Source organism: Escherichia sp. 93.0816 (genome assembly GCF_013368855.2).
In the GTDB taxonomy this organism is placed as follows: domain Bacteria; phylum Pseudomonadota; class Gammaproteobacteria; order Enterobacterales; family Enterobacteriaceae; genus Escherichia; species Escherichia ruysiae.
This window is the reverse complement of record NZ_JABWNC020000014.1, coordinates 50,567-77,479: the sequence shown is the minus strand read 5'-3', so window position 1 is coordinate 77,479 and position 26,913 is coordinate 50,567. Positions and strand designations below refer to the sequence as shown.

Below are 26,913 nucleotides of genomic sequence, written 5' to 3'. Positions count from 1 at the left end.
ACTAACCCAGCCTGGCCAGGGGAATATCTCGCCATTTAGTTGTATAACACTGACTCAACATTTCCCGTTTCATTTGCCATTCAGGGGCGGTTCCTCGCCCCGCAAACCACACTTTCCCTTTTCCCGACTGGTTCAGTTCATCGAGTGTTTTCATTAACTTTTCGCTGTTTTTACGGGGCTGGATCTCATCAAATAATCCCGGCTGCGCTATACCCGATGGTGTGAAATCAGCCAGCATGACTCCTGCCTTCATATAGCGGTACCCTTCACGCCAGACATGGTTTAACGCTCTGCATGCTGCGGCAATAATGTCCCGGCTGTCCTGTGTAGGCAATGGAAGCTTTTCCACAGCGGCATTGCTGTAACAGGGTTCTTTTACTGCAAAGGGGGATGTCCGTACAAATGTCGTCACCTGCCGGCAATACTGACGCTCCCCACGTAGTTTCTCTGCGGCCCGCTCTGCATACTGAACAACAGCCTGGTGCATGGCATCTTTGTCTGTGATTCGTTCACCAAAACTGCGACTACAGACAATCTGCTGTTTTGCCGGTGGTGCTTCTTCCAGGGATATGCAGGACTCGCCGTTGAGTTCGCGTACCGTACGCTCAAGAATGACGCTGAAGTTTTTCCGGATGAATGCCGTGTTAGCCTGCGCCAGCTGCAGTGCTGTGTTAATACCCAGCGCATTCAGCTTTTCCGTCAGTCTGCGTCCTACTCCCCAGACCTCACCAACTGGCTGCAGCCCCAGTAGCTTCAAGATCCGATTACGGTTTTCTGCCGTCAGCGCGACCACACCGGAAAACTGTGGCCATTGCTTTGTTGCCCACTGTGCACTTTTAGCCAGCGTTTTTGTAGGCGCAATGCCCACCCCCATGGTGAGTCCTGTCCAGCTCTTTACCTGTTCCCTGAGCTGATGACCAAAAAACTCCGGAGAGATGCAATGATTTATCCCCCGCAAATCAATGAACATTTCATCAATTGAGTAGGACTCAACTGCGGGAGAAAGCGACTCCAGAACAGCCATGACCCGTTGGCTCATGCTGTGGTACAGCGCATAATTGCTGGAAAATACATGTATTTTCTTCTCCAGGCGCATCTGTCTCACCTGAAACCAGGGCTGCCCCATTCTGATGCCAAGGGCTTTTGCCTCCGGGCTGCGCGCGATCACACAGCCATCGTTATTGCTGAGTACGATGACCGGTTCGTTGCGAAGGTCCGGGCGGAAAACTTTTTCACATGAGGCGTAGAAACTGTTGATATCAGCCAGTGCAAACATCAGCGTAACTCCCGCGTCCTGTGTATCACGTGAGTGACAACACCAAAAATACAGATGTTTTCCGGATACAGTGTGCGGAACTCCGGGCTGTCTGAAACCGGCTCCAGTGCCGGGCGTGGGCGCAACAGCAGTCGTTTGACGGTGAACTCCCCGTCGATCTCAGCGATAACGATGTCCCCGTGTTGTGGTCTTTCGGCCCTGTCCACTACCAGCAGATCACCATTCTGCACGCCAGCCTGGTTCATCGATTCACCGCTGGCGCGCAGAAAGAAGGTGGCTGCAGGTCTGCTGATGCAATAGCTGTTCAGATCCAGTTCCTGCTCAGCATAATCAGTGGCAGGCGAAGGAAAACCGGCCTGGCAACGATCGGCAAACAACGGTCGCACGTAACTGTCATTGCCTGAAGGGTCAGCCGGACGGTGATAAACGGTACTCATGCTGCAGGCAGCCAGCTGTCGTCCTGCCAGATTTCTTCCAGCAGAGACAGGATACGTTCTTTATCCTTGTCGTTGCGGGCTCCAGTGACAGATACAGACGGGGCGCTGCCCTGGTCTATACGCAGCCAGATTTCCGGGTAGTGTGGTTTCAGACGTTGTTCGATTTCATTCTGTAGCGCCTGAAGTGTGCCTGATTTGAGGTTTTTTGTGCTCTGGCGGTCGAAAAGAATTTCAATGCGGATCATGTTCTCATCTCCCTTTTCTTTTGCTGTATATATATACAGTATTCTAATAACTGAATCCACACACAGTCAAATGTCATATTGTGACTAAAAAACGCTCAATTCTCTGAGGGTGTGGCTGTATGCCTGCTGTGGACTGCTGTGTCCAGCTTATCCACAGCATTTTGTGCACGGTTCTGTGGACAAAATACCTGGTCACCCAGGCCGTGCCGGCACGTTAACCGGGCTGCATCCGATGCAAGTGTGTCGCTGTCGCCGGCCTCCTCACCCGGTCACGTTTCGTCGTTCCTCCTCCACGCGCTGCGGCTTCGGGGCCGCACCTGCATTCGTATGCGGTCGCCCGGTTACAGGTGCGGCACGGCCTGATGGAGGCCGCATGTGAGAGGAGAATTCCCATGCCAAACTGGTGCTCAAATCGTATGCATTTTTCTGGTGAACCGGCACAGATTGCTGAGATTAAACGACTGGCCAGCGGTGCAGTCACACCGTTTTATCGCCGCGCCACAAATGAAGGTATTCAGCTGTTTCTGGCCGGAAGTGCCGGACTTCTGCAGACCACTGAAGATGTGCGGTTTGAACCATGCCCCGGACTGACGGCTGCCGGGCGTGGCGTTGTATCGCCGGAGAATATCGCGTTCACCCGCTGGCTGACATACCTGCAGAACGGTGTACTGCTGGATGAGCAAAACTGCCTGATGCTGCATGAACTCTGGCTGCAGAGCGGTACTGGCCAGCGTCGCTGGGAAGGATTACCGGACGATGTCAGGGATACCATCACCGCACTTTTCACCGCAAAAAGAGGTGACTGGTGTGGCTTCTGGAGTAACGAGGCTGTATCGGTGTGGTGGAACCGTCTGTGTGACAACGTACTGCCGGAAAAAACCATGCCGTTTGACCTGCTGACGGTTCTGCCCACCCGCCTGGATGTTGAAGTGAATGGCTTTAACGGTGGTGTTCTGAACGGTGTTCCTTCTGCATATCACTGGTATACGGAACAGTATGGCGTGAAGTGGCCTTGTGGGTATGAGGTGAATATCAGCAGTCAGGGAGACAACTTCATTAAGGTGGATTTCGACACGCCGTGGTGTCAGCCGGAAAGCGACGTTATTGCAGAATTAAGCCGCCGTTTCAGCTGCACGCTGGAGCACTGGTATGCCGAACAGGGCTGTGATTTCTGTGGCTGGCAGTTGTATGAGCGCGGAGAGCTCGTTGATGTGCTGTGGGGGGAACTGGAATGGTCACATCCGACAGATGATGATGAGCTGCCGGAAGTCACCGGACCTGTGTGGATAGTCGACAAGGTGGCGCATTATGGCGGATGAAGTATGACGGAGACGGGCGGGCAACCGCCCGTTTCTTTTCCGGTAAAGGATGTCGCTGTGCTCCTCTTTTTACTGCGCCGGCTGATGCGGCGCGGCATAAACGCTGCCTGTGGTCAGTGTCCCGCGTCCGGCCGGGCACGGGACGGGCGCTTTTACCGCTCCCGGCTGGCGTCGGTGACAGTGTACGCCAGCCAGTCGCCCTTTTCTGATGAACGCCCTTCAAGCCGCTTTCGCGGCATAACCTTGCCGTCAAAAAGACGACGGCTGCGGTATTCCACGGTCGGCCTGACCCGTTACCGGACGCGGTGAACAGCCCACAGGCAGCGGGGAACGGGCACCACAGGGGTGCCCTCCCGGTGCCCTCTGTAAGAGAAGGAGTTTTGTATGTCCCGTTTTGTCCTCGGTAACTGCATCGATGTTATGGCCACGATTCCTGATAACGCCATTGATTTCATCTTAACCGACCCGCCATATCTCGTCGGTTTCCGTGACCGTTCCGGGCGCACCATTGCCGGTGACGTTAATGATGACTGGCTGCAACCTGCCAGCAATGAGATGTACCGCGTGCTGAAAAAAGATGCGCTGATGGTGAGCTTCTACGGCTGGAACCGTATTGACCGCTTTATGGCGGCCTGGAAACGCGCCGGATTCAGCGTGGTAGGGCACCTTGTGTTCACCAAAAACTACACATCCAAATCTGCGTATGTCGCGTACCGTCACGAATGCGCCTATATCCTGGCAAAAGGCCGTCCGGCGCTGCCTCAGAAGCCATTACCCGACGTGCTGGGCTGGAAATATTCAGGCAATCGTCATCACCCGACGGAAAAGCCCGTTACCAGCCTGCAACCACTGATTGAGAGCTTCACACACCCGAACGCAATTGTGCTGGACCCGTTTGCAGGCAGCGGCTCAACCTGCGTTGCCGCCCTCCAGTCCGGACGCCGGTATATCGGTATCGAGCTGCTTGAGCAGTATCACCGTGCCGGACAGCAACGACTGGCTGCCGTACAACGGGCCATGCAGCAGGGGGCCGCGAATGATGACTGGTTTATGCCGGAGGCTGCGTAAATGAACTATGCCGGACACGAAAAACTTCGCGCCGAAGTGGCGGAGGTGGCCAATGCCATGTGCGACCTGCGTACAACCATGAATGAGATGGAGCGGCGGTACAGCTTTAATGCTGACACCCTGCCGGAACGTCTGGTGCGTCAGACGTTGTTTCGCGCAAACCGCCTCCTGATGGAGGCATATACCGAAATTCTTGAACTGGATGCGTGCTTCAAAGATTAAGGAGGAGACGAAATGTACGGAACATGCGAAACGCTCTGCCGTGAGCTGGCAGCAAAGTATCCGGGAAACACGCCGCTGATGCTGCTTATCTGGTCCCCGGAAGAGATTCAGGCACTGGCCGACGGTATGGAAATTTCTCTGACCGATCATGAAATCAGGACTGTCCTGGCGCACCTGGAGGACATCCCGGAAGACCAGCGGATGGAGTCCGGTATTTCTTCCGCCGCTGCGATGGAGATTATCAGCAACGTGAGCGAAAACCGCCTGGTGACCGTCTCTGCTGAACTGCTGGCGTCCCTGATTCAGACCGCTGAACAGGCACTGTGGAAACGTGAATGGGCCGCCCGTGATAACGGCCTTGCCGTCCCGGAATGTGTTACCCGCCGTCAGGCAGTGATTAATCAGGCCCGCACCCTGCTGAAAAACAACACACACGAAAACAACTGATGTTATCGCCGCCTGCCCTGCGGGCGGCGATACAGGGAGAACGCTTAATCATGAACAAAACGCTGAATGCACTGGTTTGTCGTCACGCCCGTAACCTGCTGCTGGCGCAGGGCTGGCCGGAAGAGACGGATGTTGACCAGCGTAACCCGAAGTATCCGGGCTGGATCAGCATTTACGTGCGGCTGGATGCGCCCCGGCTGGCGACGTTACTTATCAACCGTCACGGCGGCGTACTGCCGCCGCTCCTGGCCTCCGCCATTCAGAGACTGACCGGAACCGGGGCGGAACTGGTACTGTCCGGCAGTCAGTGGCAATCGCTGCCGGTACTTCCGGCAGACGGAACGCAGGTGTCTTTCCCGTATGCCGGAGAATGGCTGACCGAAGACGAAATCAGGGCTGTTCTTGATGCGGTGCACGATGCGGTACGAAGCATCTGTTACCAGGTGGCAGAAGATGCGCGGCGTATCCGTGCGGCGCTGACCACCACCGGTCAGACGTTGCTGACCCGCCAGACGCGCCGCTTTCGCCTGGTCGTGAAGGAAAGCGATCACCCCTGCTGGCTCGATGAAGATGACGAAAACCTGCCCGTGGTGCTCGATGCCATCGTGAACCGGGGAGCACGTTTTTCGTCGGTGGAAATGTACCTGGTCAGCGATTGTATTGAGCATATCCTGTCCAGTGGGCTGGCCTGCGATGTGCTGCGTATACCGGATGAACCGCCCCGCCGCTGGTTTGACCGTGGTGTTCTGCGGGAGGTGGTCCGGGAAGCCCGGGCTGAAATTCGCAGCATGGCGGATGCCCTGGCAAAAATCCGGAAATGATGACGATGGCGGGGAAAATCCCCGCCTTTTTCCTGCCGGTCACCGGAAAGAGCACAAAGGAAGTCGCCGCCGGCTCCGCTTTACCCGGCCATGCAGGGCATGGCCTTGTGGTTTTTCAGTTATGTGGCCTCAGCGTCGTGTGCGGGCTGTGCCGTGCCTCCATCTTAGCCGGGCTGGCGTTGATGCAAGGGTACGCTTCGCCGCTGCGGTCACCCGGTCCCTCCTTCCCGTCTGCCGTGATTTTCCGGTCGTTCGCCCGCTCAGGTTTCGCGGCCTCACCCTGCAACTCCCGTCAGCCGTGTGCGTCAGGCTGCGGCTTCCCTTGCGCCCCTGCATCCCCGCCTGTTCGCCCGGCTTTTATGGAGGCACGGCACCGCCCGGTGTCGCGGAATATGTGAACAACGGAGGAAAACATCATGCAATATGCGAAACCTGTCACTCTGAATGTTGAAGAATGCGACCGCCTCTTCTTTCTGCCTTACCTGTTTGGCCAGGATTTTCTGTATGTCGAGGCGTCTGTGTACGCGCTGGCGAAAAAAATGATGCCGGAATACGAAGGCGGATTCTGGCACTTCATCCGCCTGCCGGACGGTGGCGGCTACATGATGCCGGATGGCGACCGTTTCCACATGGTGAACGGTGCAAACTGGTTTGACCGTACCGTGAGTGCTGATGCCGCAGGCATCATCCTTACCTCCCTTGTGATTAACCGCCAGTTGTGGCTGTACCACGACAGCGGGGATGCAGGACTGACCCAGCTTTACCGGATGCGCGATGCGCAGTTGTGGCGTCACATCGAATTTCACCCTGAATGCAACGCGATTTACGCAGCACTGGACTGATTAACGGACGGGGCGGCAATGACGCCCCTGTAAAGGAGACGAGAACATGTACTGTACTGTTAAAGAAATTATCCGCGATGTACTGGATACAGACGTGCCGTACAGTGAATGCGTTTTTGCCGTGGTGCTGACCCGTGGGGATGTGCGTCACATAGCCCAGGACTGGAGTCTGACAGACGATGAGCTGGAAACCGTCATGCAGCGGCTGGACGATGCCTTTGAATATGGTGCGGATGTCAGCATTGTTCACGACGTTGTTCGTGAGCTGATGGAAGAAAAGCGCGCCAGCCGTCAGGTGACAGTTCCGGCGGTGATGCTGGAAAAAGTGATGGCGCTGGCAGGCAGTGAAATGAAGCGCCTGTATGCCGTCGGGAGTGAGAACGGGGGCGACGGTGATGCGTTCGTCAGGGAGGAACGCGAAGCAATGAACGTTGTGTTACAGGCGCTGGACGGGGAGCACATGTCATGAATATCAGCACGGAAACCCGCGAAATTCTGCGTAATTACAAAGCCGTGATTAATGCGCGACGTCGTGAGATGGGGCAGAAACCGCTCACCACCGCACAGATTGTTGATGAAATCTGCGATTTTGTGGCGAATCAGCAGGCGGTTTTCCTCGGTGGTCACTACATTCTTCAGGGCAGCAGAAACAGGTGATACAGGGGCAGGCGGTGGAGGCCGCCTGTCAGCCCGCGCGAAAACCCCTGGCAGGCTGACGCCTGCCGGAAATGCGGGGTGCAGCGCCTGCGGCGCTGCCGGCCCGGCTTTCCGGTCAGAAGGTAGTGTATGGCTGTATGCAGGGAACAGGTGTGATATTCCGTGACACTGTCACCGTTTCTGGCTGTCTTTTATTGCGCCCACTTCGGCTCCCGGCTGCCTGGCGGCATCCGGTCGTCAGGCCCGACTCCGACAGGCAGCTGCTTGCGCACCCGCCAGTCTCCGCCGAACCCGCTGGCGCGGTTTCGGGCTGTCGCTACGGTCCGATGCGTGAAAACCCGGGCTTGCAGCGACCGTTCCGGTCGCGCCGCCCCTGTCGCGCCGTGACCTGCGCTCCCTGCACACCTGACGGTGTGTGAGGAAACTGCGCCTGATGGCGCAGCAGTCCTCCCTCCTGCCGCCACCTCTGCGGCCTGTTTCCCGCTGTGGACTTTCCGGGGGGCAGACGTAACCCCCTCCCGTTCCATCTGTCCAGGGTGAGATGCACCGGCCACAAAATTTTTAGCCATGAACCCGGCAAAAAATTTTGCGTCCGCCCCCGGACAGCTGTCCCGTGAGGCGGTAAACGGGCCCCCATCGGAAAGGTCCACTGCGGGGAGAAACCCCTGTGAAGTGGACGGCAGGAGGAGCTTTCGCTCCTCTGAAGGGGCACATGAACGTCCCGTCGCCGGTATCCGGTTTATCTCACATCTTTCAGTCAGGAGGTTCTTATGAGTGCACGTGGTATCAACAAGGTCATCCTCGTCGGGCGTCTGGGCAATGATCCGGAAGTCCGTTACATCCCCAACGGGGGCGCAGTGGCAAACCTGCAGGTGGCTACGTCAGAAAGCTGGCGCGACAAACAGACGGGGGAGATGCGGGAGCAGACGGAATGGCACCGCGTGGTGCTGTTCGGCAAGCTCGCGGAAGTGGCCGGTGAATATCTGCGCAAGGGCGCGCAGGTCTACATCGAGGGGCAACTCCGTACCCGTAGCTGGGAAGATAACGGTATCACCCGTTACGTCACTGAAATTCTTGTTAAGACCACGGGCACCATGCAGATGCTGGGGAGTGCACCACAGCAGAACGCTCAGGCGCAACCGAAGCCTCAGCAGAATGGGCAGCCACAGAGTGCTGACGCGACGAAAAAAGGTGGCGCGAAAACGAAAGGCCGTGGACGTAAGGCCGCGCAGCCCGAGCCTCAGCCGCAACCGCCGGAGGGGGAGGATTACGGGTTTTCAGACGATATCCCGTTCTGACTGGCCTGACTGTGATAACCGCCCCGCCCTGCGCGGGGCATCACCGGAGATATGAGGATGAGCGAATATTTCAGAATACTTCAGGGGCTGCCGGACGGCTCCTTTACCCGCGAACAGGCGGAAGCCGTTGCCGCACAGTACCGGAACGTCTTTATCGAGGATGACCACGGGGAACATTTTCGCCTGGTTGTCCGCAATAACGGTGCCCTGGTCTGGCGTACCTGGAATTTTGAGGACGGTGCCGGGTACTGGATGAATCATGCCATCAGGGATTTCGGGATTCTTAAGTAAGAGAGGTGCCGGACGCGCGAACGTCCGGCAGGACATAAGCAATTATAAGGGGATGATTATGCCTGTAACGAAGTGTGAACCAGAAACCACCCGCAAAGCAAGCCGTAAATATGCAAAAACGCAGGAAACAGTCCTGTCTGCCCTGCTGGCGCAGACGGAGGAAGTGAGCGTGCCGCTGGCCTCGCTGATTAAGTCACCGCTGAATGTGCGCACGGTGCCGTATTCTGCGGAGTCCGTCAGCGAACTGGCGGACTCCATTAAAGGTGTCGGCCTGTTACAGAATCTGGTTGTTCATGCCCTGCCAGGTGACCGTTACGGTGTCGCCGCAGGCGGTCGCCGACTGGCAGCACTCAACATGCTGGCAGAGCGCAACATCCTTACGGCTGACTGTCCTGTACGCGTGAAGGTTATTCCGCAGGAACTGGCGACTGCCGCATCAATGACTGAAAACGGTCAGCGTCGGGATATGCACCCTGCCGAACAGATTGCCGGATTCCGCGCAATGGCGCAGGAAGGCAAAACACCGGCACAAATCGGTGATTTGCTGGGTTATTCGCCCCGCCACGTTCAGCGAATGCTGAAACTGGCAGACCTTGCGCCTGTCATCCTCGATGCGCTGGCAGAAGACCGCATCACCACAGAGCACTGTCAGGCGCTGGCGCTGGAGAACGACACCGCGCGTCAGGTGCAGGTGTTTGAAGCCGCCTGTCAGTCGGGATGGGGCGGTAAACCGGAAGTACAGACCATTCGTCGTCTGGTGACCGAAAGTGAAGTGGCGGTGGCGGGGAACACTAAATTCCGCTTTGTGGGGGCTGATGCCTTCTCGCCAGATGAACTGCGCACCGATTTGTTCAGCGACGACGAGGGTGGCTATGTGGACTGTGTTGCGCTCGATGCTGCCCTGCTGGAAAAACTCCAGGCTGTCGCTGAACACCTTCGGGAAGCAGAAGGCTGGGAATGGTGCGCCGGACGTATGGAGCCTGTTGGTTCCTGCCGTGAGGATGCCGGAACATACCGCAGTCTGCCGGAGCCGGAAGCGGTGCTGACGGAGGCAGAAGAAGAACGCCTGAACGAACTGATGGCACGTTACGACGCGCTGGAAAACCAGTGTGAGGAATCTGACCTGCTGGAAGCAGAAATGAAGCTGATTGACTGCATGGCGAAGGTCAGGGCGTGGACGCCGGAGATGCGTGCCGGAAGTGGCGTGGTGGTGTCCTGGCGTTATGGAAACGTATGTGTCCAGCGTGGTGTGCAGTTGCGCAGTGAAGATGACGCGACTGATGACGCTGACCGCACGGAACAGGTGCAGGAGAAAGCATCAGTGGAGGAAATCAGTCTGCCACTGCTGACGAAAATGTCTTCCGAACGCACGCTGGCAGTCCAGGCGGCACTCATGCAGCAACCGGACAAATCCCTGACACTGCTGGCATGGACGCTCTGCCTGAATGTGTTTGGCAGCGGAGCGTACAGTAAACCAGCACAAATCAGCCTGGAATGTAAACATTATTCGCTGACCAGCGATGCGCCGTCAGGGAAGGAAGGTGCCGCGTTCATGGCGATGATGGCAGAAAAAGCCCGTCTTGCGGCCCTGTTACCGGAGGGATGGTCACGGGACATGACGACGTTCCTGTCACTCAGTCAGGAGGTGCTGTTATCCCTGCTCAGTTTCTGCACCGCGTGCAGCATCCACGGCGTTCAGACCCGCGAGTGTGGTCACACGTCACGCAGCCCGCTGGACACGCTGGAGAGCGCCATCGGTTTTCACATGCGCGACTGGTGGCAGCCGACAAAAGCAAACTTTTTCGGACACCTGAAAAAGCCGCAGATTATCACAGCCCTGAATGAGGCAGGACTGTCCGGTGCCGCACGGGACGTGGAGAAGATGAAGAAAGGTGATGCGGCTGAACATGCAGAGCACCATATGAAAGACAACCGCTGGGTTCCAGGCTGGATGTGTGCACCACATCCACAGACAGATGCCACTGAACGCACCGATAACCTGGCTGATGCCGCCTGATGAACAACCACACCGCCCCGCCGGAGACGGGGCGGCAGCAAGGGAGATACCGTGATGAAAACTGAACTGACCCTGAATGCCCTGCAGTCCATGAACGCACAGGAATATGAAGATATCCGTGCTGCGGGAAGCGATATGCGCCGTAATCTCACTCACGAGGTGATGCGTGAAGTGGACGCACCGGCTAACTGGATGATGAATGGCGAGTATGGCAGTGAGTTCGGGGGCTTTTTCCCCGTCCAGGTTCGTTTCACGCCAGCCCACGAACGTTTCCACCTGGCATTATGTTCGCCGGGAGACGTCTCTCAGCTCTGGATGCTGGTTCTGGTGAATTGTGGTGGACAGCCTTTCGCCGTCGTTCAGGTGCAACATATCTTCACGCCTGTCGCTATCAGTCACACGCTGGCGCTTGCCGCGACACTTGATGCGCAGGGGTACAGTGTTAACGACATCATCCATATCCTGATGGCAGAAGGAGGTCAGGCATGAGCGCACGTTCACGGGCACTGATCCCCCTCAGCGCAGAGCAACAGGCCGCCATGCAGGCTGTGGCTGTCACCGAACAACGTCGTCGTCAGGGACGCACACTTTCAGCATGGCCTTATGCCAGCGCTTTCTTTCGCTGCCTGAATGGCAGTCGCCGGATTTCGCTGACCGATCTCCGCTTTTTTGCTCCTGCGCTGACGAAGGAGGAATTTCATGGCAACCGTCTCCTGTGGCTGGCTGCCGTGGATAAACTGATTGAAAGTTTTGGTGAAGTCTGTGTTCTTCCCCTGCCATCCGATGCGGGGCATCGTCTGTTCCCGTCCGTTCCTTTTCGTGAAGGTGAGCGGCGTCGTCAGAAAACCACGCTGACAGAGCAGAAATACAGCCGCCAGCGGGAACGTGAGGCAGAACGACGGGAACTGGAATACCAGACATGTTTTGCTCAGGCGCAGATTGACCTTGCGTTTCATACTCCCGCCACGGTCGGAAGCTGGTTGTCCCGCTGGTCTGGTGTTGTTGAGGAGCATGATCTGGAAACGATTTTCTGGGGGTGGTGCGGGCGTTTTCCATCACTGTCATCATTTGACCGGTTTTTCTGGCAGGAGGAACCACTCTGGCGGCTGATTTTTGAAGCCGGTGAGGCCGGTCGTGGTGCACCGGTACAGGTACGTGCACTTGAGCAGTGGATGATCCCGAACAAGCTGGAGAACGCAATATGATGAAATCAGACGAACAATATCAGGTTCCCGTGTGGATGCGACCTCTGTTGCCGTTGCTCTGCAATACCGGTGGTAATGATCCGGAGGAACTGCTGAATGATACAGAAACCACCGCCAGTGCGAATATTGTCCGTTATGTACTGATAGTTGCAGTGCGGTCGCAGATTGATCTGCTGCAGCTACTGTACAGGAAAGGACTGTTGCGCACAGAGATACCAGGTGGCTTTTCACCGGAAGAAGCGCAGGAACTCCTGGATAATCTGGTGCGCAGCCATATCAGCAAGGCGCTGTCGGGTGAGCGAATGGCAGCCCGTGACAGAAATGCCGATCTGACCTGGATTCGCCAGCAACTGATCGATGCCGCCTGGTTTGTCCGTGCCACACTGGAAGCGCATGGGATGGGCGTCGGAAATGAGAGTCCCTCTGCTCCGCCGGAGACAATGCCGGACATACAGATACGGGAACTGGTTATGTTGATCAAGCGACTGGCATCATCGCTGAAAGCGGTGAAACCCGACAGTAGCGTGGTGCGTGAAGCGCAGGACTGGCTGTGCGACAGAAAACTTGTGGATATCACAGATATTCTCCGGTGAACCAGGCATGTATATTTTACGCAGGGACACGCCGATCATGATCGTTTCATATCAGGGGGGGTCTGGAGGTCATGCGGCGTGTCCTCTGCACTCGCCGGAATAAGGAAGTCGCCGGCGGCTCCGCTTTTACCCGGCCATGCGGGGCATGGCCTTGTGGGTTTTCAGCTATGTGGCCTCAGCGTCGTGTGCGGGCTGTGCCGTGCCTCCATCGTAGCCGGGCTGGCGTTGATGCAAGGGTACGCTTCGCCGCTGCGGTCACCCGGTCCCTCCTTCCCGTCTGCCGTGATTTTCCGGTCGTTCGCCCGCTCAGGTTTCGCGGCCTCACCCTGCAACTCCCGCCAGCCGTGTGCGTCAGGCTGCGGCTTCCCTTGCGCCCTGTGCATCCCCGCCTTATCGCCCGGCTTTTATGGAGGCACGGCACCGCCCGGTGCCGCAGAACATGTGACTATGGAGGATTCGGGAATGTCTGTTGTTGCACCTGCTGTATACGTTGGAACCTGGCACAAATACAACTGTGGAAGCATCGCCGGACGCTGGTTTGACCTGACCACGTTTGATGATGAGCGCGACTTTTTCGCCGCCTGCCGTGCTCTTCACCAGGATGAAGCCGATCCTGAACTGATGTTTCAGGATTATGAGGGATTCCCGGGGAATATGGCCTCTGAATGCCATATCAACTGGGCCTGGGTTGAAGGCTTCCGCCAGGCACGGGATGAAGGCTGCGAAGAGGCTTATCGTCTCTGGGTGGATGATACCGGTGAGACGGATTTTGACACCTTCCGCGATGCCTGGTGGGGCGAGGCTGACAGTGAGGAGGCTTTTGCGGTTGAGTTCGCCAGTGATACCGGCCTGCTGGCTGACGTGCCGGAGACGGTGGCGCTCTATTTTGACTATGAGGCGTATGCGCGGGATTTATTCCTGGACTCCTTCACCTTTATTGACGGTCATGTGTTCCGTCGGTGATTTACTCCCCCGCTCCGGCGGGGGTATGGCCTGCCAGGCCGCCGGAAAACCCTGGCAGGCTTACGCCTGCCTGAAATGCAGGAGGGCCGCGCCTGCGGCGCTGCCCTTCCTGCCCGTCATGGTGTGAGGCATTTTTCTGTTATGTCGTTTCTGTTGTTCTGATTTCCGGAGGCGGGGACACCTTCGGCTCCCGGCTGCCTGGCGGCATCCGGTCGTCAGGCCCGACTCCGACAGGCAGCTGCTGGCGCACCCGCCAGTCTCCGCCGAACCCGCTGGCGCGGTTTCGGGCTGCCGCTACGGTCCGATGTCTGAAAAACCAGGCTTGCAGCGACCGTTCCGGTCGCGCCGCCCCTGTCGCGCCGGAAACGGCGCTCCCTGCACACCTGACGGTGTGTAAGGCCACTGCGCCTGATGGCGCAGTCAACCCTTCCGCCGCCACCCCTGCGGCCTGTTTCCCGCTGTGGACTTTCCGGGGGCTGGAGTAACCACATCCCGTTTCAGCAGTCCAGGGGAAGATATACCGTCCACAAAATTTTTAGCCATAAACCCGGCAAAAAATTTTGCGTCCGCCCCCGGACAGCTGCCCCGTGACGTGGTGACGGACGCCCCATCGGAAAGGTCCACTGCGGGGAGAAACCCCGAAGAAGTGGACGGCAGAAGGGGCTTTCGCCCCTCCGGGGAGCAACCGGTCGGCCCGGCGACCTGATTCAGCAGAAGGAGACGTTTTCATGACTGTCAGCAGCACGATTTCCGTTTTTTGCCGCGACGGGGTGTTCCGTACCGTTTACTGCCACCTGCACGGTGAGCCGACCTGGAACGGTCGCATCCTGCATACCCACTATGCCACCGGTCAGCAGGCCGAAGCCCTGGTTGAACACGGTGATATCCGTTGCCTCGGTCCCCGTTGTGACAAACCCGCCGGGCATACGCTTCAGAACCCGGTGGACGGTGTGACGGCTTATTACGGACGTGACAGTGGTTTCCGGATGGACAGTGAGGCGCGTGAGTACCGTTCTTTCATGGAGGCTATTGCCACTGAAAGCACTGAAGAGGTGCGCTTCCATTATGTGTTCATCGACGGCTACTGGAAGGTGATGTACCGCACGCCGGAAGGCTGGAAGATGAAAGCGCTCGCGCTGGCACTGCGTCGCTGTCCGAAATGAAAAAAAGGCAGGGCGATAAACCCTGCCTCTCTCCGCCGGCGCTTCCCCGCCAGGAAGTCCGGCATCTCAATCACTATCTATGGAGATTATGCCATGAGACCATCAATTATCTTCGCAACCGCCGAGTATGTAAAGCGTCTGCGTGAAGAGTGCCTGCGGGAGAATAAACCCCTGCACCGCCATACCCGCTTCAGACGTCAGGAGCTGGCACAGGATGAGATTAACCCGGACGTCCTGGCGATGAGCGGCCATATCGCCAGACGCTGCAGTGAGCAGAAGCGGGTGCGTATCCCCGCTATGAAAGTCAGCGAATGGGGCCACCTGCTCCGCGCGCTTGAAATTGAGCGGGTCTGCCACTGATTAACCCTTGCCGTCTGCCTGTGCAGGCGGCAGGATACGTTCAGACATCTCACCAGGAGGAACCGTGAGTAAGAAGAAAAACACCACAACGCCCACGCCGCATGATGCCGCGTTCCGGTCGTTCCTGGCGAATCCCGACGTCGCCAGAGATTTTCTGGAACTGCATCTTCCGGCGGAGTACCGGCAGTTGTGCGACCTGTCCACGATGAAGCTGGAACCCGCCACCTTTGTTGAGCCGGACCTGCATCAGTACGCCAGCGATATCCTCTGGAGCGTGAAAACCACCGGGGGTGAAGATGGCTATGTTTATACGCTCATCGAGCACCAGAGCACCGAAAATCTGTACATGCCTTTCCGCATGTTACGTTACAGTGTGGCGGCGATGCAGAGACATCTGGAGCAGCACAAAACGTTGCCACTGGTGATTCCGGTGCTGTTCTATCATGGTGAGCGCAGCCCGTATCCGTACAGCATGAACTGGCTGGACTGTTTTGAGAATCCGGCACTTGCGGCTAAAATATACACAAAGCCGTTTCCGCTGGTTGATATCACTGTCGTTGATGACAATGAAATCATGAACCATCGCCGGATGGCCGCACTGACGCTGCTGATGAAGCATATCCGCCATCGTGACATGATGGAGCTGCTGGACAAACTCCCGCAGGTCATGGTGGAAATTTCAGACGAGCAGGTGCGTGTTCTGATTCATTACATCGTTAACGCAGGGGACTCTGTATCACCGGAATTTATGCGGGCGCTGGCTGAGCGTCTGCCGCAGCATGAGGATAAACTGATGACTATCGCAGAACGTCTTGAGCAAAAAGGTCGCCAGGAAGGCAGGATGGAAGGACGCATGGAAGGAGCGCTTGAAAAAGCCCTGGCTATTGCGTGCCAGCTTCAGAAAATGGGGATGACGCCGGAGCAGATTAAGCAGGCTACCGGACTTTCCGATGACGAACTGAAGAAAATAACTCACTGATGAGAACCGCAAAGCCCGGCAAAATCCCGGGCTTTTTTGCCAGCAGGAGCAGAGCAAACAGCATGACGATTGCAGAACGTCTTATTCAAAAAGGCGCTCTTGAAGTGGCGCGGGAAATAGCCTGCCGGCTGCGGGATATGGGCTGGCCGCCGGAACGGATTCAGGAGGCGACCGGACTTTCCGGTGAAGAACTGAAAAAACTGTTTCCTGATGAGCAGTAGCCTGGCATTCAGCCAGGCTGTGAATTACGCTCACACATCCTCTGCCGTTTCCCCCAGTTCATTTTCCAGTCGCCTGATGATATCTGCCTTGCGCATCCCCTGCATGTGAGGCAGCAGGTCACGGACTGAAAGTGCCTGGGTGGTCCTCCAGACGGTGACATCCACCTGCTCCGCATTTTCCCAGGCGTGCCATGTTCTCTGTGTCACGCCAAATTCTCTGGCCGCTTTTTCGCGTGACCAGAGCATGCTTTTTCGCCAGATTCGCAGTTCCCAGCCGGTCATAAAATACCTTTGAAAAAGTGAAAAAACTTCACTTTATTTTATCACCATAATCACCAAATCAGCGCGAAAAATAAGTGTGAAAAAGTGAAGAAATTTCACTTTTTGATTGTGGATGTCGTGCTGTTTTCTCTGTTTTCACCTGTGCGGGAGTGGTGTACCAGTGACCACCGCATGCCGTTGTTGTGCCGTCGGTTTTCTCCGGTCGCGCCGGATGCGGCGCTCCCTGCACATCTGACTGTGTGTAAGGCCACTGCGCCTGATGGCGCTGCTGTCTCTGCCTGTCTGCCGCCGCACTGCGGCCTATTCTCCGCAGACGGACTTTCCGGGGGTACATACACGACCACATCCCGTTTCAGTCGTCCAGGGGAGAGATGTACCAGCCACAAAACTTTTTGCCGCTGGCGTCAAAAACTTTTGCGTCTGCCCCCGGACAACTGCCCCGTGACGTGGTGAGCGTCCCCCGTCGGAAAGGTCCACTGCGGGGAAATACCCTAAGACCCGGACGGCAGAAGGAGCTTCGCTCCTCCGGGAAATGACCTGGCTGACCCGGCAGTCGTGACGATGAGGAGACAATGTGATGAATCAGACTTTACCCACTGCTGACCTGAATACTGCCGGCACGACAGATGTTATTCCGTCTGTGGCTATCGACCGCATCATCGCGCAGCGTAACGAAGGTATTGCACTGTTCATGCAGGCGATGGAATGCCTGGCGACAGCGCGCAAGATTCTGCTCGATGCGTCAGGTGATATTTTTCTTTACGGGTTTGAAGACTGCGTGACTGATTCCGTTCGTCGCATGGATAAGCCGGAAGAAGCGAAAAGGAATATCACCCGTCTTGCCGACCGGAAAATCTGGGACCGCCTGATGACAGATACGGGCATGTACACCTTCATGAGTTCATGCCAGCGTGATGAGTGGAACAGCCAGCTGATGAGCGACACCTGTCCTGAAATCACCCTGGACAATGTACTGGCAACATTCCGCCATCTTAATGCCAGCAAGATGCAGACGTTTGAACAGGGGCTGATTGATGTCTACCGGAAATTGTCATGGGATTACAGAACCAATAATCCCTGCCGTCTGGGTAAGAAAATCATTATTGAAAACCTGCTGTACCGCTGGAGTAACGGGCGTGTGACGCTGGACTGCAGCGGACGGGAGGCACTGGATGACCTGGTACGTCCGTTTTATCTGCTGGAGGGGCGCAACGTTCCTGACTTCAGGAACAGCATCGGGGCGCAGTATGGTGAATTTCTCGGGAACGGCGACAATGTCGGTAAGCTGTTAGAAGGGGAATATTTTACGGTGCGTGGCTACCAGAAAGGGACCGTACACATTGTCTTTAAGCGTTCTGACCTTGTTGAAAAACTGAATGATATTATTGCACGGCATTATCCAGGTGCATTGCCGCCACGAGTCTGATTAAACAGAAAAGCCCTGGTATTTATGCCGGGGCTTTTTTTTCTGTAATCATCATAATCTCAGAACACGATGTGACATTGTCACATCAATTGTTGTTCATATCGATGCCATCTTTCCTGCCTGAATCTGTCTTTTTAGGTGCTGTTTTAGAGGAAGAACGGCGGGATGGTTTTTTCGATTCTGCTTCCCGAATAATGTCACGAAGTGCCTTCTCTCCTACTTCATACCCTGCATTTTTGAGCGTGTCACGAACATCTGCCAGTGTATAACCCTTTGTCCTTACCAGGACAATGATGTCATCACGAATGGCATCAAGAAAATCACGCAATGTTTTCCGTTGAGCGGTGAGGTCCGGCAATTCTGATAAAGCAGCTTTTGCCAGCTGGATGTCATCATCTGAGTAAAATTTTTTAGAAGCCATTGGCACTTTCTCTCCGTTTCATGTTGAAGCCTGATTTTATCATCAAAAACTGACTCCTGGCATGGCTGCGCCCTGCCTCTGCCGTCTGCATAAGACTATGATGCACAAAAATAACAGGCTATAATGGTCTGAAAAACGGGACAGGATGTGCAATTGTAATACCGTCACACGCGACGCTATTACAATTGCCATCTGGTCAGGGCTTCGCCCCGACACCCCGTAAGGAGCTTGAAGTGAGTGATAGTGCGGTAAGAAAGAAAAGTGATGTACGGCAAAAGACAGTTGTCAGGACACTCAGATTCTCTCCTGTTGAGGATGAAACCATCAGGAAAAAAGCTGAAGATTCCGGACTTACTGTATCTGCTTACATCCGAAATGCAGCACTGAATAAGCGAATTAACTCCCGTACAGATGATGCTTTTCTGAAGGAGTTAATGAGACTGGGAAGGATGCAGAAGCATCTGTTTGTTCAGGGAAAAAGAACCGGTGACAAGGAATACGCAGAAGTGCTTGTTGCCATAACCGAACTTACAAATACATTGCGTAAACAGTTAATGGAAGGTTGAGGATTCTCCGGTGAATGCAGTCATTCCGAAAAAGAGAAGGGACGGCAAGTCTTCGTTCGAAGACCTGGTATCCTACGTCTCTGTCCGGGTTGACATGACCGATGAGGAACTGGATTTATCTTCTTCTTCGCAGGCTGAACAACCGCACCGAAGCCGTTTCAGTCGCCTTGTTGATTATGCGACACGTCTTCGAAATGAGTCATTCGTGGCGCTGGTTGATGTCATGAAGGACGGCTGCGAATGGGTCAACTTTTATGGTGTCACCTGCTTTCATAACTGTACTTCTCTTGAAACTGCCGCTGCAGATATGGAGTACATTGCCCGGCAGGCACACTATGCAAAAGATGACACTGACCCTGTTTTTCACTACATCCTTTCCTGGCAGTCACATGAAAGCCCGCGTCCGGAACAGATTTATGACAGTGTACGTCATACGCTGAAATCACTCGGCCTTGCCGACCATCAGTATGTCTCTGCCGTGCATACTGATACAGATAATCTGCACGTCCATGTGGCTGTTAACCGGGTACACCCTGAAACGGGTTATCTGAACCGGTTATCATGGAGTCAGGAAAAACTCAGTCGTGCCTGCCGTGAGCTTGAACTGAAGCATGGTTTTGCTCCGGATAACGGTTGCTGGGTTCATGCGCCGGGAAATCGTATCGTTCGCAAAACTGCCGTTGAACGTGATCGCCAGAACGCTTGGACACGCGGAAAAAAACAAACTTTTCGTGAGTATGTTGCGCAGACAGCGGTCGCTGGTTTACGCAGTGAACCTGTACATGACTGGTTATCCCTGCATCGTCGTCTTGCGGAAGATGGTCTGTACCTGTCTCAGATGGACGGAAAATTTCTGGTGATGGATGGCTGGGATCGCAACAGGGAAGGTGTACAGCTTGACTCGTTTGGTCCCTCCTGGTGTGCAGAAAAACTCATGAAAAAAATGGGTGACTACACGCCAGTGCCAAAAGACATTTTCAGCCAGGTGGAAGCACCAGGACGCTATAATCCGGACTTCATTGCAGCTGATGTTCGCCCGGAAAAAATCGCTGAAACAGAAAGTCTGCAGCAGTATGCCTGTCGTCATCTTGGAGAACGTCTGCCGGAAATGGCACGGGAAGGACGGCTGGAAAACTGCCTGGCTATTCACCGCACACTGGCTGAAGCGGGATTATGGATGCGTGTTCAGCATGGTCACCTGGTTATCTGTGACGGTTATGATCATAACCAGACTCCCGTTCGTGCTGACAGCGTATGGTCACTGCTGACGCTCGACAATGTGAATCAACTCGATGGTGGCTGGCAGCCTGTACCAACAGATATTTTCCGCCAGGTTACGCCAACAGAACGCTTCCGTGGTCGTCGTATGGAGAGCTGTCCTGCGACCGATAAAGAATGGCACCGTATGCGTACAGGTACGGGGCCGCAGGGGGCTATCAAACGCGAACTGTTTTCTGACAAAGAAAGTCTGTGGGGATACAGCATCAGCCATTGTAGCCCTCAGATTGAAGAAATGATCACACAGGGTGAGTTTACCTGGCAGCGTTGTCATGAGTTGTTTGCACAACAGGGACTGATGCTACAGAAACAACATCACGGGCTTGTTGTCGTTGATGCTTTTAATCATGAGCAAACGCCGGTGAAAGCCAGCAGCATTCATCCTGATCTGACACTGGGGCGTGCGGAGCCACAGGCCGGACCTTTTGTGAGTGCTCCAGCAGATTTGTTTGACAGGGTGCAACCTGAAAATCGCTATAACCCGGAGCTGGCTGTCAGTGACAGGTACGGGGTCAGCAGTAAACGTGACCCAATGCTGCGCCGGCAGCGACGTGAAGCCAGGGCTGAGGCCCGTGCTGACCTGCGTGCCCGCTATCTGGCATGGCGTGAACAATGGCGTAAACCGGATCTGCGTTATGGGGAACGTTGTCGGGAAATTCATCAGGCATGCCGTCTGCGGAAGTCACACATTCGTGCGCAGTACGATGATCCGGCATTACGTAAGCTGCATTATCACATTGCAGAAGTTCAGCGAATGCAGGCATTGATCAGGCTGAAAGAAGACATCAGGGATGAGCGACAGAAACTTATTGCTGACGGGAAGTGGTATCCACCCTCTTACCGTCAGTGGGTCGAAATTCAGGCTGCTCAGGGAGACAGGGCTGCTGTATCGCAGTTGAGAGGCTGGGATTATCGCGATCGCCGTAAAGACAAGTCACGCACAACGACGACAGACCGCTGTGTCGTGCTTTGTGAACCGGGCGGAACGCCGGTATACGGTAATACCGGTGATCTCGAGGCCCGTCTGCAGAAGAACGGGAGTGTTCGTTTCCGTGACCGTCGGACGGGAGAGTTTGTCTGTACGGATTATGGTGACAGAGTTGTTTTCCGTAATCACCATGACCGCAATGCGCTGGCAGATAAACTGGATTTGATTGCACCGGTATTATTCGGGCGTGATCCACGCATGGGGTTTGAACCAGAAGGAAACGACAAACAATTTAACCAGGTCTTTGCTGAAATGGTTGCCTGGCATAATGTGACAGGCCGTACCGGTCACGAAGACTACAGGATTACGCGACCGGACGTGGATCATCACCGTGAAGGAAGTGAACGCTACTACCGCGATTATATCGCGGCGAACAGCAACGATGACGCATCACTGCCTCCGCCGGAGCAGGATAAACGCTGGGAACCGCCTTCTCCAGGTTAAAAAAAAGGCCGCGCCAGAATCCGGCGCGGCCACTGTTCAGTACATTCCGTCCCAGTCCGGACGGTTGGTTTTTTTATGATGAAACCCGTTTACAGGACGCCCTGTCGGGTGGTTATTGTCCTGTGGAAGCGTTAACAGGTTTATACCTGCTCTTTCTGCTCTCACTGATATCTGATTTTCCTCTTTTGTTTCAGGTAGTTCTGGTCTGTTCAGCGTGATATAGCGAATTCGTCGCTCTTCCCGTGTGGTCGTTTTAAGCGTATTCACCGCTGTTTCCCACAAGGCACTTTCACGTGCGTTGATATCTGTGTCGTACTCTTCCAGCATTGCCATAGCCGCCTGACGTCCTGCAATGCGTTGCTGGAATGTATCCACGATCGTGTGCGGCTCTGTGCGAATTTTTCGTCTTTTTCTGGAGGGTTTTGCAGTCAGGACGCCAATGATGGCACTGACATTTTCCGGTGACGGTATTCGACGTTGAGTAGTACGGGGAACAAGACGGCGGAGACGGTCCAGGCGTGGCGCATCCACGCTGATATACCTGTTTATAACAACGGGATCGCTGCTGCAGCTTTTCTCATCGTCAGGGATGAAGAATGATGCTGATGGTACGGTTTCTCCCCGGAAAATAGAAAAGAACTCGCCAGGATGAAGTTCAATCAACTCCTGAACATTTATCTTGCTTTCCATCAGGATGCTGATTTGTGGGCTGTCAATCCATGATTCACCAAATATGCCGTCCTGACGCTGCAGGTTGTTCATTCTCGCCCTGGCTTCTTCACCGGCGGCGCTTTTCAGCGTTCTGGCCGTACTACCCTCGCTGACAATCCTGCCGGCAAATTTTGTCCCCGTGTTCTGCATCAGTGTTGCAGTATTCGTGGCTGTTGTCTGTCCTTCTATACGTTCCTGGTCCTGTGCCATCAAAATCAGAGCAAAATCCAGTGAACGCACCTGAGTGGCTTCCACAGCAATACGGTCCGTATAGTATGCCCCTACTTCATCAAGGAAACACAGATAAGGGAAACGCCCCTTATATTTTTTGACTTCCAGTGCATCGGAATCAGTTCCTTCGAGGCGGTAGCCCAAATCACGGGCGAGAATCATACTTTTCTGGGTGATAAACATTCGTCCAAGAGCAGACGTTGTATGCGCTGATGTATCCAGAGCGGGGATCATTACCATCAGAATCCTGTCGCTGTGAATGCTGTCACGGATATCGATATCACCGGAATCTTCAGCAAAAATATCCCCGAATGCTTCCGTGAATGTGCTGAAAGTTTCAGAAAACTGCCCGGAGAGATAAGCATGTTGTTTTCTGGGTTCTTCCGTCCAGGCTGATGGTGTCCTGACCAGCGACAGGTCGAAACCGGGAACGTCCTGAAGGTAGTTACGTAACGGTGCGATAGCTTCTTCCGGCCACTGATCATCGAGGCCACGACAGTAAAGTTTGGCCATCCCTTCGAGAGTCATATGTTCACGGAGCATCTGCAGCGACATTGTTTTGCCTTCGCGCACACACCAGAATTTAGTACCAAATACCAGTGCCTTATTCATGGCAATGGCCCGGGACTGCCATTCGCCCCCCTGGACGTTCTGGGGCAGCATTGACTGCATTGTCTCCGCTGTGAATGCCTCAGTGCTGTAACAGAAGGGATTCCAGGTATTTGACTGAGGTCGTGTTTTTTCACCACTCAGAATGATTTCACTGCGCGATTTTCCTCCGTTCATGAAGTTGATGACCTCCACATCGTCTTCACGGCCAAAGCGTCTGGCCAGATACCAGATCGTTCTTGCCGTATCATTCTGTGCCTTGCCATCGACAAGGGTGAATCCTCTTGCCCAGCAAAGCGGGTTAATCGCCCAGGCAAAGATGGTTTCCGTTTTACCACCACCGGTGGTGGCGAAAAACATTATATGGCGGGTCAGATCGTCCATACTCAGCCACAACTCCCGACCTATATCCCTGACGCGTTGATAACCAACATAAAATATGCCGCTGGCCGGTGACTCCAGGATGACCTCATACTGAAACAGAGTTGGCCAGAAGCTGAAAAGGCTTCTTTTAATCATTCTGTCCTGTGACGGGTCAGCACATTCCAGCGTCATGGGCATACGAAGAGGGCAGCGCCATCGCTGCAGACTAAATACCAGCATCGTTATCAGTGTGAACAACAGACATGCCGGTAATGCAAGTGGCCAGATAAAACTGGCCACAAGACTTGCCACCAGGCAAAAGCCATAGATATTGAGACTCTGGAGTGCATTCCAGACAGGATTTCCCCAGACTGTACGGTGTAAAAGCTCGGGGTTAACGCGATGTTCACTCATGGCCAGACTCGCTGTCGGTGGTTTTCAGGAATAAATTAAGCGTGCCAGTTTCCTGCAGAATTCCTGTAGGCAGATGCCAGCCGGTGTCGGACAGCACCCATGGGGTACCGGCAAATCCGAACTTACGGAAGGCGACATTGTTAACATCAATCGCAGCTCTGGCCGCTTTCAGGCATGTTTCATCTGCAGGCGTTGTTTCTTCTGATGGCGTCATCATTCCGTTATCTGCGGAATACAGTCGGTGCCAGCCGGCAGCACGTTTCTGAGCATCTTTTTCACACAGCAGTGGTGCTACACGGTCGGTGGATTCCTCTCCACCAATAACTGAAACCGGGTAGATAACGACATTGAAGTCGCTGGCCAGGCGTTTTAAGGCCGGCTCCAGAAGTCTGCAGTTAGGACAGGCAGGATCGAGAAATGCGTACAGGGTTCGTTCATGACTGGATGACAGGTTGATGGTAAACATGCCCCGATCGGCGTTCCGCTTCAGAACAGTAGCCAGATTATGTCGCGCAGCTGCGGCTTCCGGATTTTTGCTTGTGAGTGTTTTCTCCGGTACCTGGACGTCTTTTTTCGGGGGAACCGGGAGTTGAATGCCTTCATTTAATGGCACAGTGTGATTCAGGTGAGGGGGAAGCAGTCGTGGCTCACCTGCTGTCTGTACTGCTTCAGGCGTTGTATCATCCCAGAATACACGATCAACATAGCGGAACAGAGAGAAGCCAATCGTTGCCATTACGAACAGCACAACGCTGGCGATTATGCCACGGAACAAAGGTGTTCTGCTGAAGCGGCGTTCCATCAGGTATTCAAGACGCAGGCAGGAATCAATAGCTGTAAGTATCTGGTCAGCGTTATGCTCCTGTTTATCAATCAGGACGGTTTCTCTGTTACGGGTGCCCATGGCGTCAAAGGCTATATGAATCAGTTGATTATTTCGTGTTACCAGCCCTGACAGGGCATCCCGTGGAAGGACGGCAATAATTTCTGTCCTGCCATCCGGCCAGATTGCCTGCACGGAAATATGTTTTGCAATGCGTGTTGCAAAGTACTCGATTGTCATTTTCAGTTCTCCGGATAATCAGAATTCGTTGTCTGTAGCAGGTGTGCGGGGCAGGATGTCGTCGGTGAGGGACCAGTTGGTCAGAATGCGGCGTTTCCGGTCGCGATCTGGTTGTGGTTCATCCCAGATAAGGCCGAGACTGAGCATATCCCGCCGTAAGCCCTCCACCGCTTCATCAACACAGGGGGCAGGGCAGGGAAGGCCAAAACGCATGGCTTCGGCCTCTGCACGTGCAACGGCCACCACGCCAGCGCCTTCAATAAATCCTTTCGTGGTATTGGCGCGGTGTAATGCATAAAACAGCGTTCTGTCCACGCCTTTCAGCCAAATCCAGTTGGGTGGCGTAAGCCGCAGGTCATGTGCATACAGCCAGACCAGCCCACTGCGGACGTAGCGATGTTGCTTCAGCCATTGCTGTGCTCCGTCGCTTTTAATCACTCTTTTGAATGCAGATTTGGCCAGTGAATAAACAGGGGTACAGAATTTCCCGCTGTCCCGTTTGCTTTTAATTCTGCATGAGAGGTTCAGTGTATCCATGAGCTTTAATGCTGCCTTACGATCATCCAGGAAATACTGAAGGCCAAATATGGCAAAGAGCGCTTTTTCATGTGGTGCCATGTCTTTCCAGGACGTTAAAGGTTTACCCAACTGGGCCATGAAACATCGTCTTGCAGCTGCAACATCGAGCTGCATATTGGTGATGAGAGTATGCTGTTCGACAAATGCTTCCGGGGTGAGAGCAACCCGCCGTTCAGGTCGTTTGCCACCATGAAAGAGTTTTTCCGGATCACCATCTGCCAGTACAGGGGCGATAGCAGGGGACAACGAAGCAAAGATGTGTGGCAGTCGGGTAATATCTACTGGTCTGCGGGTGAAACGACTTTGTCCCGGATGTTGATACCACTCCCACAAACACCAGAGTGTCACAGGTAAGAGGTACATCCACAGAATACCTATGGTCTGCTCCATGACGTTAACCCACTGGCTATAGCTTATGTTGGCGGCGTTGTTACCGGTCATGGCAAGCAGGTTGTATCGTGGTGCTGCATAGTTATGAAATGGTCCCCAGTCGACCAGTCCCCATAAGGTATGAAGAATCAGGCAGCTGGCGTAAACCACTTCCGGCAAGAATAACCATATGACGAATAGCAGCAGGATAAGAAGGACACCAACAGCGCCCCATATCTGCATAGGATCTTCTGCGACAGGCTGTCGATTGTAAGACATGACAAAGTCTCCATTTCTGGAATTTAAATCGAACGGAAAGGTTAAAAATTTATTTTCAGGTGATAAGTGCTAACCAGAGGAGTTAGCCGTGCGATAAAAGGATTGTTGCAGATACGAAAGTCATTAGAATAGCTGCGGGCGCTTGAGGCTGTATGCCGAAAGCGTTTTGTGGACGGTATACAGCAGAAAGCCCCAGGCGATTTTTTTATCAATCAACCAGGGGCTCTACTGTAATGCTTCGACAACATTATAGTAGCCCGATAACCGCCGGAAGGCAATGGAGGGGCTATGATGCCACAGCGAACGTTTTTAATGATGTTAATCGTCGTCTGTGTGACGATTCTGTGTTTTGTCTGGATGGTGAGGGATTCGCTTTGCGGATTCCGGCTCCAGCAGGGAAACACAGTGCTTGTGGCAACGTTAGCCTACGAAGTTAAACGTTAACGGGCAACACGGCGGCAGGTTT

Annotated in this window: 32 protein-coding genes and 1 pseudogene; 24 read left to right on the top strand and 9 right to left on the bottom strand. The window is 54.6% G+C overall.

From position 1 onward, the window contains the following. Position 1: 1 nt before the first annotated feature. Genes HEM79_RS15305 through HEM79_RS15295 form a run of 3 tightly spaced genes read right to left on the bottom strand, consistent with a single transcriptional unit; the run spans position 2 to position 1,958 of the window. On the bottom strand, positions 2 to 1,276 hold the full coding sequence (locus HEM79_RS15305; RefSeq protein WP_089558119.1) for a Y-family DNA polymerase: 1,275 nt from the start codon (positions 1,274 to 1,276) through the stop codon (positions 2 to 4). Then, on the bottom strand, positions 1,276 to 1,713 hold the full coding sequence (umuD, locus tag HEM79_RS15300; protein ID WP_089558120.1) for a translesion error-prone DNA polymerase V autoproteolytic subunit: 438 nt from the start codon (positions 1,711 to 1,713) through the stop codon (positions 1,276 to 1,278). The genes HEM79_RS15305 and umuD overlap by 1 nt, the downstream gene beginning before the upstream one ends. Beyond that, positions 1,710 to 1,958: a DinI-like family protein gene (locus HEM79_RS15295; protein WP_000618110.1), complete on the bottom strand. Its 249-nt coding sequence runs from the start codon at positions 1,956 to 1,958 to the stop codon at positions 1,710 to 1,712. The genes umuD and HEM79_RS15295 overlap by 4 nt, the downstream gene beginning before the upstream one ends. 416 nt (positions 1,959 to 2,374) lie before the next feature. On the opposite strand from HEM79_RS15295, the gene HEM79_RS15290 reads away from it, so the two are divergent. The 20 genes from HEM79_RS15290 (at position 2,375) to HEM79_RS15190 (ending at position 16,424) form a co-directional block, all read left to right on the top strand. Beyond that, a complete protein-coding gene (locus HEM79_RS15290; RefSeq protein WP_089558136.1) occupies positions 2,375 to 3,277 on the top strand; it encodes a DUF1281 domain-containing protein in 903 nt (300 codons plus the stop codon). A gap of 3 nt (positions 3,278 to 3,280) precedes the next feature. Beyond that, a complete protein-coding gene (locus HEM79_RS15285; RefSeq protein ID WP_089558121.1) occupies positions 3,281 to 3,586 on the top strand; it encodes a hypothetical protein in 306 nt (101 codons plus the stop codon). 75 nt (positions 3,587 to 3,661) lie between these two features. Beyond that, positions 3,662 to 4,345, top strand: coding sequence for a DNA methylase (locus tag HEM79_RS15280; protein ID WP_089558122.1), 684 nt, complete (start codon positions 3,662 to 3,664; stop codon positions 4,343 to 4,345). Then, positions 4,346 to 4,567, top strand: a complete 222-nt coding sequence (locus HEM79_RS15275; protein WP_001104885.1) for a hypothetical protein — start codon at positions 4,346 to 4,348, stop codon at positions 4,565 to 4,567. It begins immediately after the preceding gene. Between the two features lie 12 nt (positions 4,568 to 4,579). Next, complete coding sequence (locus HEM79_RS15270) at positions 4,580 to 5,014, top strand: DUF1380 family protein (RefSeq protein WP_000274472.1); 435 nt, start codon at positions 4,580 to 4,582, stop codon at positions 5,012 to 5,014. A 50-nt stretch (positions 5,015 to 5,064) separates the two neighbouring features. After that, positions 5,065 to 5,835 carry a hypothetical protein gene (locus tag HEM79_RS15265; RefSeq protein ID WP_069722655.1) on the top strand — a complete coding sequence of 257 codons (771 nt, stop codon included), beginning with the start codon at positions 5,065 to 5,067 and terminating at the stop codon, positions 5,833 to 5,835. A 416-nt stretch (positions 5,836 to 6,251) separates the two neighbouring features. Continuing rightward, entirely contained in the window at positions 6,252 to 6,677 is a 426-nt protein-coding gene (locus tag HEM79_RS15260; protein ID WP_001198889.1) for an antirestriction protein, read from the top strand. A 46-nt stretch (positions 6,678 to 6,723) separates the two neighbouring features. Next, positions 6,724 to 7,146: a DUF1380 family protein gene (locus HEM79_RS15255; protein WP_089558123.1), complete on the top strand. Its 423-nt coding sequence runs from the start codon at positions 6,724 to 6,726 to the stop codon at positions 7,144 to 7,146. After that, complete coding sequence (locus HEM79_RS15250) at positions 7,143 to 7,334, top strand: hypothetical protein (protein ID WP_001027495.1); 192 nt, start codon at positions 7,143 to 7,145, stop codon at positions 7,332 to 7,334. Before HEM79_RS15255 ends, HEM79_RS15250 begins: the two co-directional genes overlap by 4 nt. 770 nt (positions 7,335 to 8,104) lie before the next feature. Continuing rightward, positions 8,105 to 8,632 carry a single-stranded DNA-binding protein gene (locus HEM79_RS15240; RefSeq protein ID WP_001276114.1) on the top strand — a complete coding sequence of 176 codons (528 nt, stop codon included), beginning with the start codon at positions 8,105 to 8,107 and terminating at the stop codon, positions 8,630 to 8,632. 57 nt (positions 8,633 to 8,689) lie between these two features. Next, positions 8,690 to 8,923 (top strand): DUF905 family protein, encoded by a 234-nt coding sequence (locus HEM79_RS15235; RefSeq protein ID WP_000006012.1) that lies wholly within the window; start codon positions 8,690 to 8,692, stop codon positions 8,921 to 8,923. Positions 8,924 to 8,981: 58 nt separating this feature from the next. Further along, entirely contained in the window at positions 8,982 to 10,940 is a 1,959-nt protein-coding gene (locus tag HEM79_RS15230; RefSeq protein WP_089558124.1) for a ParB/RepB/Spo0J family partition protein, read from the top strand. 54 nt (positions 10,941 to 10,994) lie between these two features. Beyond that, the gene (gene psiB, locus HEM79_RS15225) at positions 10,995 to 11,429 is read left to right on the top strand and encodes a conjugation system SOS inhibitor PsiB (RefSeq protein WP_000845897.1); all 435 of its coding nucleotides are present in this window, start codon (positions 10,995 to 10,997) and stop codon (positions 11,427 to 11,429) included. Further along, positions 11,426 to 12,145: a plasmid SOS inhibition protein A gene (locus tag HEM79_RS15220; protein ID WP_001276261.1), complete on the top strand. Its 720-nt coding sequence runs from the start codon at positions 11,426 to 11,428 to the stop codon at positions 12,143 to 12,145. The genes psiB and HEM79_RS15220 overlap by 4 nt, the downstream gene beginning before the upstream one ends. Further along, positions 12,142 to 12,738, top strand: coding sequence for a hypothetical protein (locus HEM79_RS15215; RefSeq protein ID WP_000978009.1), 597 nt, complete (start codon positions 12,142 to 12,144; stop codon positions 12,736 to 12,738). Before HEM79_RS15220 ends, HEM79_RS15215 begins: the two co-directional genes overlap by 4 nt. A 462-nt stretch (positions 12,739 to 13,200) precedes the next feature. Further along, on the top strand, positions 13,201 to 13,701 hold the full coding sequence (locus HEM79_RS15210) for an antirestriction protein ArdA (protein WP_000117618.1): 501 nt from the start codon (positions 13,201 to 13,203) through the stop codon (positions 13,699 to 13,701). Between the two features lie 728 nt (positions 13,702 to 14,429). Continuing rightward, positions 14,430 to 14,864, top strand: a complete 435-nt coding sequence (locus HEM79_RS15205) for a hypothetical protein (protein ID WP_000218858.1) — start codon at positions 14,430 to 14,432, stop codon at positions 14,862 to 14,864. A 93-nt stretch (positions 14,865 to 14,957) separates the two neighbouring features. Then, a complete protein-coding gene (locus HEM79_RS15200) occupies positions 14,958 to 15,224 on the top strand; it encodes a hypothetical protein (protein ID WP_001247862.1) in 267 nt (88 codons plus the stop codon). 64 nt (positions 15,225 to 15,288) lie between these two features. After that, positions 15,289 to 16,203 carry an Rpn family recombination-promoting nuclease/putative transposase gene (locus HEM79_RS15195; protein ID WP_089558125.1) on the top strand — a complete coding sequence of 305 codons (915 nt, stop codon included), beginning with the start codon at positions 15,289 to 15,291 and terminating at the stop codon, positions 16,201 to 16,203. Further along, positions 16,203 to 16,424 (top strand): hypothetical protein, encoded by a 222-nt coding sequence (locus HEM79_RS15190; protein WP_001604501.1) that lies wholly within the window; start codon positions 16,203 to 16,205, stop codon positions 16,422 to 16,424. Before HEM79_RS15195 ends, HEM79_RS15190 begins: the two co-directional genes overlap by 1 nt. A 30-nt stretch (positions 16,425 to 16,454) precedes the next feature. Here the strand turns inward: HEM79_RS15190 and HEM79_RS15185 are convergent, their stop codons facing one another. Next, positions 16,455 to 16,706, bottom strand: a complete 252-nt coding sequence (locus HEM79_RS15185) for a helix-turn-helix transcriptional regulator (RefSeq protein ID WP_000148285.1) — start codon at positions 16,704 to 16,706, stop codon at positions 16,455 to 16,457. A 33-nt stretch (positions 16,707 to 16,739) separates the two neighbouring features. Continuing rightward, positions 16,740 to 16,935: pseudogene (locus HEM79_RS22920) on the bottom strand (hypothetical protein). 348 nt (positions 16,936 to 17,283) lie between these two features. On the opposite strand from HEM79_RS22920, the gene HEM79_RS15175 reads away from it, so the two are divergent. Further along, positions 17,284 to 18,132 carry a DUF4942 domain-containing protein gene (locus HEM79_RS15175; protein WP_001599394.1) on the top strand — a complete coding sequence of 283 codons (849 nt, stop codon included), beginning with the start codon at positions 17,284 to 17,286 and terminating at the stop codon, positions 18,130 to 18,132. An 85-nt stretch (positions 18,133 to 18,217) separates the two neighbouring features. On the opposite strand, the gene HEM79_RS15170 is transcribed toward HEM79_RS15175, so the two are convergent. Then, positions 18,218 to 18,553 (bottom strand): molybdopterin-guanine dinucleotide biosynthesis protein MobC, encoded by a 336-nt coding sequence (locus tag HEM79_RS15170; RefSeq protein ID WP_000157095.1) that lies wholly within the window; start codon positions 18,551 to 18,553, stop codon positions 18,218 to 18,220. 233 nt (positions 18,554 to 18,786) lie between these two features. Between HEM79_RS15170 and nikA the strand changes: the two genes are divergently transcribed. Both nikA and nikB read left to right on the top strand, forming a co-directional pair. Then, positions 18,787 to 19,119, top strand: coding sequence for an IncI1-type relaxosome accessory protein NikA (gene nikA / locus HEM79_RS15165; protein ID WP_001283946.1), 333 nt, complete (start codon positions 18,787 to 18,789; stop codon positions 19,117 to 19,119). A 10-nt stretch (positions 19,120 to 19,129) separates the two neighbouring features. Next, on the top strand, positions 19,130 to 21,829 hold the full coding sequence (gene nikB / locus HEM79_RS15160) for an IncI1-type relaxase NikB (protein ID WP_089558127.1): 2,700 nt from the start codon (positions 19,130 to 19,132) through the stop codon (positions 21,827 to 21,829). A 36-nt stretch (positions 21,830 to 21,865) separates the two neighbouring features. Here the strand turns inward: nikB and trbC are convergent, their stop codons facing one another. From trbC to trbA, 3 genes are read right to left on the bottom strand one after another with little or no spacing between them, the layout of a single operon-like run. Then, on the bottom strand, positions 21,866 to 24,157 hold the full coding sequence (trbC, locus tag HEM79_RS15155; protein WP_176241924.1) for an F-type conjugative transfer protein TrbC: 2,292 nt from the start codon (positions 24,155 to 24,157) through the stop codon (positions 21,866 to 21,868). Then, positions 24,150 to 25,220: an IncI1-type conjugal transfer protein TrbB gene (gene trbB / locus HEM79_RS15150; RefSeq protein ID WP_089558128.1), complete on the bottom strand. Its 1,071-nt coding sequence runs from the start codon at positions 25,218 to 25,220 to the stop codon at positions 24,150 to 24,152. The genes trbC and trbB overlap by 8 nt, the downstream gene beginning before the upstream one ends. Before the next feature lie 18 nt (positions 25,221 to 25,238). After that, a complete protein-coding gene (trbA, locus tag HEM79_RS15145; protein ID WP_001685178.1) occupies positions 25,239 to 26,447 on the bottom strand; it encodes an IncI1-type conjugal transfer protein TrbA in 1,209 nt (402 codons plus the stop codon). A gap of 291 nt (positions 26,448 to 26,738) precedes the next feature. On the opposite strand from trbA, the gene HEM79_RS15140 reads away from it, so the two are divergent. Continuing rightward, entirely contained in the window at positions 26,739 to 26,891 is a 153-nt protein-coding gene (locus HEM79_RS15140; RefSeq protein WP_024179514.1) for a Hok/Gef family protein, read from the top strand. Positions 26,892 to 26,913: the final 22 nt, after the last annotated feature.

Bases quoted from the DNA above. Each gene is read 5' to 3' on its own strand.
- HEM79_RS15270 (WP_000274472.1), top strand. From the start codon at position 4,580: ATGTACGGAACATGCGAAACGCTCTGCCGTGAGCTGGCAGCAAAGTAT.
- HEM79_RS15230 (WP_089558124.1), top strand. From the start codon at position 8,982: ATGCCTGTAACGAAGTGTGAACCAGAAACCACCCGCAAAGCAAGCCGT.
- HEM79_RS15185 (WP_000148285.1), bottom strand. From the start codon at position 16,706: ATGACCGGCTGGGAACTGCGAATCTGGCGAAAAAGCATGCTCTGGTCA.
- HEM79_RS15215 (WP_000978009.1), top strand. From the start codon at position 12,142: ATGATGAAATCAGACGAACAATATCAGGTTCCCGTGTGGATGCGACCT.
- HEM79_RS15205 (WP_000218858.1), top strand. From the start codon at position 14,430: ATGACTGTCAGCAGCACGATTTCCGTTTTTTGCCGCGACGGGGTGTTC.
- umuD (WP_089558120.1), bottom strand. From the start codon at position 1,713: ATGAGTACCGTTTATCACCGTCCGGCTGACCCTTCAGGCAATGACAGT.
- HEM79_RS15280 (WP_089558122.1), top strand. From the start codon at position 3,662: ATGTCCCGTTTTGTCCTCGGTAACTGCATCGATGTTATGGCCACGATT.
- HEM79_RS15265 (WP_069722655.1), top strand. From the start codon at position 5,065: ATGAACAAAACGCTGAATGCACTGGTTTGTCGTCACGCCCGTAACCTG.
- trbB (WP_089558128.1), bottom strand. From the start codon at position 25,220: ATGACAATCGAGTACTTTGCAACACGCATTGCAAAACATATTTCCGTG.
- HEM79_RS15220 (WP_001276261.1), top strand. From the start codon at position 11,426: ATGAGCGCACGTTCACGGGCACTGATCCCCCTCAGCGCAGAGCAACAG.
- HEM79_RS15260 (WP_001198889.1), top strand. From the start codon at position 6,252: ATGCAATATGCGAAACCTGTCACTCTGAATGTTGAAGAATGCGACCGC.
- HEM79_RS15200 (WP_001247862.1), top strand. From the start codon at position 14,958: ATGAGACCATCAATTATCTTCGCAACCGCCGAGTATGTAAAGCGTCTG.
- HEM79_RS15290 (WP_089558136.1), top strand. From the start codon at position 2,375: ATGCATTTTTCTGGTGAACCGGCACAGATTGCTGAGATTAAACGACTG.
- HEM79_RS15240 (WP_001276114.1), top strand. From the start codon at position 8,105: ATGAGTGCACGTGGTATCAACAAGGTCATCCTCGTCGGGCGTCTGGGC.
- HEM79_RS15275 (WP_001104885.1), top strand. From the start codon at position 4,346: ATGAACTATGCCGGACACGAAAAACTTCGCGCCGAAGTGGCGGAGGTG.
- HEM79_RS15250 (WP_001027495.1), top strand. From the start codon at position 7,143: ATGAATATCAGCACGGAAACCCGCGAAATTCTGCGTAATTACAAAGCC.
- HEM79_RS15235 (WP_000006012.1), top strand. From the start codon at position 8,690: ATGAGCGAATATTTCAGAATACTTCAGGGGCTGCCGGACGGCTCCTTT.
- trbA (WP_001685178.1), bottom strand. From the start codon at position 26,447: ATGTCTTACAATCGACAGCCTGTCGCAGAAGATCCTATGCAGATATGG.
- HEM79_RS15295 (WP_000618110.1), bottom strand. From the start codon at position 1,958: ATGATCCGCATTGAAATTCTTTTCGACCGCCAGAGCACAAAAAACCTC.
- HEM79_RS15255 (WP_089558123.1), top strand. From the start codon at position 6,724: ATGTACTGTACTGTTAAAGAAATTATCCGCGATGTACTGGATACAGAC.
- psiB (WP_000845897.1), top strand. From the start codon at position 10,995: ATGAAAACTGAACTGACCCTGAATGCCCTGCAGTCCATGAACGCACAG.
- HEM79_RS15210 (WP_000117618.1), top strand. From the start codon at position 13,201: ATGTCTGTTGTTGCACCTGCTGTATACGTTGGAACCTGGCACAAATAC.
- HEM79_RS15175 (WP_001599394.1), top strand. From the start codon at position 17,284: ATGAATCAGACTTTACCCACTGCTGACCTGAATACTGCCGGCACGACA.
- HEM79_RS15285 (WP_089558121.1), top strand. From the start codon at position 3,281: ATGACGGAGACGGGCGGGCAACCGCCCGTTTCTTTTCCGGTAAAGGAT.
- HEM79_RS15305 (WP_089558119.1), bottom strand. From the start codon at position 1,276: ATGTTTGCACTGGCTGATATCAACAGTTTCTACGCCTCATGTGAAAAA.
- HEM79_RS15170 (WP_000157095.1), bottom strand. From the start codon at position 18,553: ATGGCTTCTAAAAAATTTTACTCAGATGATGACATCCAGCTGGCAAAA.
- HEM79_RS15140 (WP_024179514.1), top strand. From the start codon at position 26,739: ATGCCACAGCGAACGTTTTTAATGATGTTAATCGTCGTCTGTGTGACG.
- trbC (WP_176241924.1), bottom strand. From the start codon at position 24,157: ATGAGTGAACATCGCGTTAACCCCGAGCTTTTACACCGTACAGTCTGG.
- HEM79_RS15190 (WP_001604501.1), top strand. From the start codon at position 16,203: ATGAGAACCGCAAAGCCCGGCAAAATCCCGGGCTTTTTTGCCAGCAGG.